The 7,346-nt window shown below is 43.8% G+C and carries 9 protein-coding genes and 2 pseudogenes; 9 read left to right on the top strand and 2 right to left on the bottom strand.

The features are described from left to right. The first annotated feature begins 167 nt into the window (after nt 1–167). From V7L12_RS17540 to prfA, 7 genes are all read left to right on the top strand, one after another. Nucleotides 168–1,115 (top strand): DNA-directed RNA polymerase subunit alpha, encoded by a 948-nt coding sequence (locus tag V7L12_RS17540; protein WP_335086062.1) that lies wholly within the window; start codon nt 168–170, stop codon nt 1,113–1,115. 31 nt (nt 1,116–1,146) lie between these two features. Further along, the gene (gene rplQ, locus V7L12_RS17545) at nt 1,147–1,497 is read left to right on the top strand and encodes a 50S ribosomal protein L17 (protein ID WP_094349105.1); all 351 of its coding nucleotides are present in this window, start codon (nt 1,147–1,149) and stop codon (nt 1,495–1,497) included. Between the two features lie 118 nt (nt 1,498–1,615). After that, on the top strand, nt 1,616–2,464 hold the full coding sequence (gene truA, locus V7L12_RS17550) for a tRNA pseudouridine(38-40) synthase TruA (protein ID WP_335086064.1): 849 nt from the start codon (nt 1,616–1,618) through the stop codon (nt 2,462–2,464). Between the two features lie 211 nt (nt 2,465–2,675). After that, nucleotides 2,676–3,137, top strand: coding sequence for a 50S ribosomal protein L13 (gene rplM / locus V7L12_RS17555; protein ID WP_114081992.1), 462 nt, complete (start codon nt 2,676–2,678; stop codon nt 3,135–3,137). Continuing rightward, nucleotides 3,137–3,553: a 30S ribosomal protein S9 gene (gene rpsI / locus V7L12_RS17560; protein WP_190935522.1), complete on the top strand. Its 417-nt coding sequence runs from the start codon at nt 3,137–3,139 to the stop codon at nt 3,551–3,553. The genes rplM and rpsI overlap by 1 nt, the downstream gene beginning before the upstream one ends. 147 nt (nt 3,554–3,700) lie before the next feature. After that, nucleotides 3,701–3,943 (top strand): 50S ribosomal protein L31, encoded by a 243-nt coding sequence (gene rpmE, locus V7L12_RS17565; protein WP_069070756.1) that lies wholly within the window; start codon nt 3,701–3,703, stop codon nt 3,941–3,943. 103 nt (nt 3,944–4,046) lie between these two features. Further along, nucleotides 4,047–5,144 (top strand): peptide chain release factor 1, encoded by a 1,098-nt coding sequence (gene prfA / locus V7L12_RS17570; RefSeq protein ID WP_335086067.1) that lies wholly within the window; start codon nt 4,047–4,049, stop codon nt 5,142–5,144. Nucleotides 5,145–5,193: 49 nt separating this feature from the next. Here the strand turns inward: prfA and V7L12_RS17575 are convergent. Continuing rightward, nucleotides 5,194–5,598 (bottom strand): annotated as a pseudogene (locus V7L12_RS17575) (hypothetical protein). 240 nt (nt 5,599–5,838) lie between these two features. Here V7L12_RS17575 and V7L12_RS17580 point away from each other — a divergent pair. Both V7L12_RS17580 and V7L12_RS17585 read left to right on the top strand, forming a co-directional pair. After that, nucleotides 5,839–6,201, top strand: a complete 363-nt coding sequence (locus V7L12_RS17580; RefSeq protein WP_335086069.1) for a helix-turn-helix domain-containing protein — start codon at nt 5,839–5,841, stop codon at nt 6,199–6,201. 203 nt (nt 6,202–6,404) lie between these two features. After that, a complete protein-coding gene (locus V7L12_RS17585; RefSeq protein WP_335086070.1) occupies nt 6,405–6,863 on the top strand; it encodes a DUF29 domain-containing protein in 459 nt (152 codons plus the stop codon). A gap of 52 nt (nt 6,864–6,915) precedes the next feature. Here the strand turns inward: V7L12_RS17585 and V7L12_RS17590 are convergent. After that, nucleotides 6,916–7,346 (bottom strand): annotated as a pseudogene (locus tag V7L12_RS17590) (type I restriction enzyme HsdR N-terminal domain-containing protein); the annotation flags it as partial.

The raw sequence follows: 7,346 nt of genomic DNA on the forward strand, positions 1-7,346 counted from the left end.
GGCTACCCAAAATATTATTAGCGCCTGCAAGCTCAATAGAAGTGTCAAACTATACCGTAATTTTATACTACTAGTTTGATATATCTATAATCTACAGGACATAAATTCAATTCTGGAGGCAATTGATTTGTCTGCTAGCAGCACCTTAGAAAAAGGGAGGCTCATCCGTGGCGCAGTTTCAAATTGAATGTGTAGAGTCGAATACCGAAGAAAGTCGGAACCATTACAGTAAATTTGTTTTGGAACCTCTAGAACGCGGTCAAGGAACAACTGTTGGCAACGCACTGCGGCGGGTTTTACTGTCTAATCTAGAAGGTACAGCAGTTACAGCAGTGCGGATTGCAGGCGTTTCACATGAGTTCGCCACAGTTCCGGGTGTGCGGGAAGATGTGCTGGAAATCCTCATGAAAATGAAGGAAGTTATCCTCAAAAACTATTCTTCGCAGCCTCAGATTGGGAGATTACTCGTTAGCGGCCCAACAACAATCACTGCGGCGCATTTTGATTTGCCCAGTGAAGTAGAAGTCATCGATCCTACCCAGTATGTAGCCACCATCGCTGAGGGTGGAAAGCTGGAAATGGAATTTCGGATCGAGAAAGGTAAAGGCTATCGCACTGTAGAGCGAGGACGTGAGGAAGCCACATCGTTGGATTTTCTTCAAATCGACTCGATATTTATGCCGGTGCGAAAAGTCAACTACAGTGTTGAAGAATCTCGTGGGGAGGGCTTGATTCCAAAAGACCGACTACTGTTGGAAGTTTGGACAAATGGCAGTATTTCCCCTCAAGAAGCACTATCTTCTGCTGCGGCGATCTTGGTAGATTTATTCAACCCGTTGAAAGACATCTCCCTAGAACCAACAGACACAGGTTCGGATATTCCAGACGACCCAACTGCCCAGATACCCATCGAAGAGTTGCAACTTTCTGTGCGGGCATATAACTGTCTCAAACGGGCACAAGTTAATTCTGTGGCAGATTTGTTGGATTATACCCAAGAAGACCTCTTAGAAATTAAGAACTTTGGGCAGAAGTCAGCAGAAGAAGTAGTGGAAGCTTTGCAGCGACGCTTGGGCATCACCCTGCCAATGGAAAGAGGCTCTAAACACCCTTAATAAAACAGTTCATAATTCATAGTGCATAATTATGCGTCACCGTTGTCGCGTCAAAAAACTCAGTAAACCAGCCGATCAACGCCGTGCTTTACTGCGATCGCTCGCCACCGAGCTGATCCGTCATGGTAAGATCACCACCACTTTAATTAGAGCGAAAGTTCTCCGAAGTGAAGTGGAAAAAATGATTACCCTAGCCAAAAATGGCTCCTTATCAGCACGTCGGGAAGCTCTTGGCTATATCTTCGACAAACAACTGGTTCACGCTTTATTTGAGCAAGCTCCAACTCGATATGGCGATCGTCAGGGCGGTTATACCCGCATCCTGCGTACCGTACCGCGTCGGGGTGATAATGCAAAAATGGCAATAATTGAATTGGTTTAAGTCATTTAGTCATTGGTCATTAGTCATTGGTCATTAGTGAATAACAAAGGACAACTGACAAAAGACAAATGACATAGACGCCCTTTGGCGGCTTCCCGTAGGGTAGGACAAAATCTGTATGTTAGAAAGCCACCAGCCTACACCAACTCATCGAGTAGCCTTGGTAATCCAATACCTGGGCACTCATTTTCATGGCTGGCAACGGCAAAAACAACACCGGACAGTCCAAGAAGAGATTGAAATTGCGATCGCGACTATTCTTGGGCATCATGTAACATTACACGGTGCTGGGCGAACCGATTCTGGAGTTCACGCTGCTGCTCAAGTAGCCCATTTTGAAGCAACAGGTTTAATTCCGCCTCACAAGTGGGCAACAATCCTCAACAGCTACCTGCCGCCAGATATATTAATCAGGGCTTCAGCTAGTGTCGATAACCGTTGGCACGCTCGCTTTAGTGCAGCCTATCGACGGTATCGCTACACAATATATACTGAAGATCGGCTTAACTTGTTTGTAAGACCCTTCAGTTGGCATTATTATTATGCACCCCTGGATGAATCTTTAATCCAAGCTGCCTTGAAACCTCTCTTGGGAAAGCATCACTTAGCTGCTTTTCACCGTGCAGGCTCAAAGCGATCGCATTCCTGGGTAGAGGTGCAAGCAGCAGAGTGTCGTCGCAGTGGGCCATTTATCCATATTGAAATACAGGCAGATGGATTTTTGTATGGCATGGTACGGCTGTTGGTAGGGATGCTGGTAGAAGTAGGTTCTGGACAACGAACACTTTCTAGCTTCACCGAACTCTGGAAAGAAGAACGTCGGGAAGAAGTGAAATATGCGGCACCGCCTCAAGGCTTGTGCTTGTTGCGAGTCGGCTATCCCGATTTTCCCTTTCCAAAAGAGATTTGGTACGACACCTTGCCAAAGTTTGTCACTAGTCAAGAGTCATTAGTCATTGGTTCTTAGTCATTGGTCATTAGTGAATAACAAAGGACAACTGACAAAGGACAAATAACAAAAGACAAATGACTAATGAGAAATTACCCTCCGGGTGACGCTCGTGCCTCGCTAACGCTGCGCTAACGCCAGTTGCTCATGGGGAAAACCCCCTTGGCGCTAGCCTCTCCCTTTGGGAGAAGACCGCACTGGCTCAAAAATGACAAAGGACAAATGACAAATGACAACAGTTAAAACATACCTTCCTTCTCAAGCAACCCTTGAGCGTGAGTGGTACATAGTAGATGCCACCGATAAACGCCTCGGTCGTCTTGCCAGCGAAATCGCCCAGGTATTGAGAGGCAAAAAGAAACCCGAATATACACCCCATCTAGATACAGGTGACTTCGTAATCGTCATTAATGCCGAGAAAGTAGCAGTCACAGGCAAAAAGCGCACTCAAAAGCTTTACCGCCGTCATTCTGGTCGCCCTGGTGGCATGAAAACGGAAACTTTCGCTAAACTGCAAGACCGCATACCAGAGCGAATTTTAGAACAAGCTGTTAAAGGTATGCTACCTAAAAATAGCCTGGGTAAGCAGTTGTTCACCAAGCTGAAGGTTTACGCTGGGCCTACGCATCCCCACGATGCTCAAAAACCTAAAGAACTAAAAGTTAATACAATTCCTGGAGAAGAAAATTAATGGTAGTAGCAGATGCTAATAGCGGTCGCGCCGTATACTGGGGTACTGGTCGTCGTAAGAACGCAGTAGCACGGGTACGCTTGGTTCCAGGCACCGGTCAACTGATTGTCAACGGTAAAGATGGAAACTTGTATTTCCAATTTAACCCCAACTATCTAGGAGTGATCAAAGCACCCCTGGAAACTTTGGGATTAGAAAACGAATATGACATTTTGGTGAAAGCAGAAGGCGGCGGCTTGACCGGACAGGCTGATTCTGTTCGTTTGGGAGTTGCTCGTGCTTTGTGCCAACTCGACCCAGACAACCGCCCACCTTTGAAAACCGAAGGTTATTTGACTCGCGATCCCAGAGCAAAAGAGCGGAAGAAATATGGTTTACATAAAGCTCGGAAAGCTCCTCAGTACTCTAAGCGTTAGGGAATTGGGCATTGGTGAAGAAGGTGATAGGTTACAGGGGACAGGTGATAGTTTTCTGTTACCTGTAACCTGTTCCCTTCTCCCTTCTTCTAGCTTCAATTGAACGCTGAAAGTTATAATTTATATAGATTCATCACAAAAAGAACAATGGCTAAAGCTGATATTCACCCCAAGTGGTATCCAGATGCTAAAGTTTACTGCAACGGTCAAGTTGTTATGACCATTGGCTCTACAAAGCCAGAATTGCACGTAGATGTTTGGTCTGGAAATCACCCTTTTTACACCGGTACTCAGAAGATTATTGACACTGAGGGTCGAGTAGAGCGCTTCCTCCGTAAGTACGGCATGAGCAGCACTCAAACATCTGGCGACGAACAAGACAAAAAGTAGCGAGTTGGCTCTGCTGTTAACGACGGCCCTGCATCAGCTGGGTCGATTTTTATTTATATGCTCGAGCCAATTTGTTATTTTTTAAGGAGCGATCGCACTCGTCATGGCTGAATCATATTTACTGGACAAACTCAAATCCGTTGAACAAACCTTTAATGAGTTAACACGTCGTCTTGGCGACCCGGATACCGCTAGCAATCCTGATGAGTATCAAGAAATTGCTAAGTCTCGTTCTTCTTTGGAAGAGGTAGTGGATACTTATGAAATTTGGAAAACAGCCCAAGAAGACTTGATTGGAGCGCGTCAGGTTCACAAAGAATCTGCCAGTGACCCAGAGTTTCAAGAAATGGCAGCACTGGAAGTAAAGGAACTTGAAGAAAAAATAGAAAATTTAGAGTCTCGCTTGAAAGTCTTACTGCTACCACGCGACCCCAATGATGAAAAGAATATCATGTTGGAAATTCGCGCTGGTACTGGTGGTGATGAAGCAAGTATCTGGGCTGGCGATTTGATGCAGATGTACACCCGCTATGCCCAGACTCAAGGTTGGAAAGTTTCTCTAGTGAGCGAATCTCGAGGAGAAATGGGTGGCTGGAAAGAGGTCATTCTCGAAATTAAAGGTAATGACGTTTACAGCCAGCTAAAGTTTGAAGCTGGAGTACATCGTGTGCAGCGCGTGCCGGCAACTGAATCTGGGGGACGGGTTCATACTTCCACAGCTACCGTGGCGATTATGCCAGAGGTCGATGATGTGGAAATTCATATTGACCCGAAAGATATTGAAATGACCACAGCCCGTTCTGGCGGTGCTGGTGGACAAAACGTCAACAAGGTGGAAACAGCCGTTGACTTGATGCACAAACCAACGGGAATACGCATTTTCTGTACAGAAGAACGCAGCCAGTTGCAAAACAAAGAACGGGCAATGCAAATTCTGCGGGCGAAGTTGTATGAAATCAAGTTAAGCGAACAACAAGCAGTTGTAACTTCCATGCGGCGATCGCAGGTTGGTACTGGATCGCGATCGGAAAAAATTCGCACCTATAATTATAAAGATAACCGCGCTACCGATCATCGGTTAGGTCAGAATTATTCCCTTAACCCTGTTTTGGATGGTGATTTAGAGACGCTTATCCAATCTTGTATATCTTTAGATCAACAGGAACGTCTCGCGGAGTTAGCGACTGCTGCCGTTAACTAAATTTTTGCGTTTAGATACTCTGTAAAACCACTTGTTGGACTGTTGCTTTTTACACATACACGTGGTTTTCTGATATCGCGTCGAGTGCCTCTTCTATTTCACTGGGATAATGGTAATAGGCAAATTCGTACTTCATAAGGTAATTTAGCCTTACCCATTCCTTCAGAGTTTGGCAAGTATAAATTAACTTTTCTACTTACTTTTGCCAACGCGAAAAAATCCGGTAGCTAAAAAAGCTGCACACGTTACCTTTTGCATCCCAGTAGTAAATACACACTTGATGCTTCAGACGGTGGATTTTTTTAATTTGCTTAACGTCGTAGCCTTTAACTTTTAAGGCTTCTTTCGCTTCAGCCTCCGAAATGTGCCACTGTTCTGGTTTAATTTTATTAGTGGCTATAAGGTTTTTACCTTTGCGGCGATATTGATTAAGTTTGCGTGGCTTGTGAAACATGATGTACCTTCGATATTATTTCTTCGCAGCAAAGTTGAGCTACTAGCACAAGCCCAGTAGCAAACTAAGTTTTTTGGGTTGATTAAAGATAGATGGGTTAGTCTACTAGCTTGATGCCTTTAGTTGCCGCTTTACAACTAGAGATATAGTGTAATACTAAAACACAAGGCTGTCAATATAAAAGTAAACTTGTAATATTAAAAGTAGACTTGTAAATAAAGTTGGCTAGCTACATAAGCAGTGAAGATCGAAAGCAAACAAAAACTGATTGAAATCATTAAACTAGCTCGCGGTTCAATGAGTCAGCGAGCGTTTGGTAAGCTTTTGGGAGTATCTGCAACTGCCGTTCAGATGTGGGAAAAAGGTGTGAAGGTGCCAGATACAGAAAATTTGGCTCAAATTGCATCGAAAGCAGGCTACACAATGGAAGAGTTAATCAGCTGCATAGATGGCAAGCCAATTCCAGAAACCTCAGATTTAAGTCTGATTCTGAGGCAAATCCAGCACATGCCTTTGGCCCAAGTGGCTCAAATTGTCCAAGCTGCGGCAGATAGATTGGCGGCTGTGGCTGAAGCATCCAGGGATGAAGCGAAGGCTAGTTGAATATTTGTTCAGAATTGAATTGAAATCATTAAAATATAACGTTTCTCGTTTGTATGCAATACACTCTGACCTCTATCCAAACCTCTCTCCTTTTAGGAGAAAGGCTTTGAACTTTACTCCCGTTCCCTACAAGGGAAGGGGCTGGGGGTTAGGTCTGTATTGGACTCAACCCAGAAGCGCTATAGCTCTCGTTTCTCAACTCTATGGATAAACCTTTTTTATACGATCAAGACTTCTATGGCTGGACACAGCAGCAGGCTAAAGCGTTAGAGCAGAGGCTAGTTATGGAACTAGACTGGCAACACCTGCAAGAGGAAATTCAAGCTTTGGGTAGACAGGAGTATCGGGAACTCGTGAGTCGTCTGAGTGTATTACTCGGTCATCTCTTGAAGTGGGAGTATCAACCCGAACAACGCTCTCGCAGTTGGTTTTTAACAATTCGAGAACAGCGTCGCGCTATCCACAGACATTTGCGACAGAACCCCAGCTTAAAATCTCGAATCGAAGAAGCCTTGTTAGATGGCTTTGAAGCGGGAGTCGATTTGGCGCTACGAGAAACTAACTTACCATTACGAACATTTCCAGAGGATTGCCCCTACTTATTTGATGATGCGATCGCAGACAATTTTCTGTGCAATACTGGTCAAGACTGGGAAGGATAATTACTACCATTTTTCTTACGCTCGTTTGTTGTTGGGAGACACATTATATTTGTCAATAAATAATAGAAACTAACTTTTCAAAATCTTGGGAATTTAAGCTTTGCCGCTTTTTACCATTTTTAAGGTAGTTCACCTGATGATCTTGAGATTCAAAGAAAGTGGCTGATATAGGTAATTGTTCATGTTTAAGTCTAAAAGTTATTGTATTAAGCTTATATTCACCATACTTCTTAATAAGATAAATAAAACTATTAAAACTTCCATTTACAGCTTTTTCAAATTCTAATATATCCTTTTCTAACTTATTAGAACTTTGTAAAAATAACGGTGGTATATCTTTAAGACTATTGAGATAATTACTCGTAAATACTGTGTCTTTTTTCGTATATATAGTAACCGCCAAGGCAGTTAGGACGTAAACTGAAAGTAGTCCCTTGTTTGAGAAGCGATCGCTTAACCAATGCCAAAACCCTACAGTTACGA

Source organism: Nostoc sp. (genome assembly GCF_036918245.1).
GTDB lineage: Bacteria > Cyanobacteriota > Cyanobacteriia > Cyanobacteriales > Nostocaceae > Nostoc.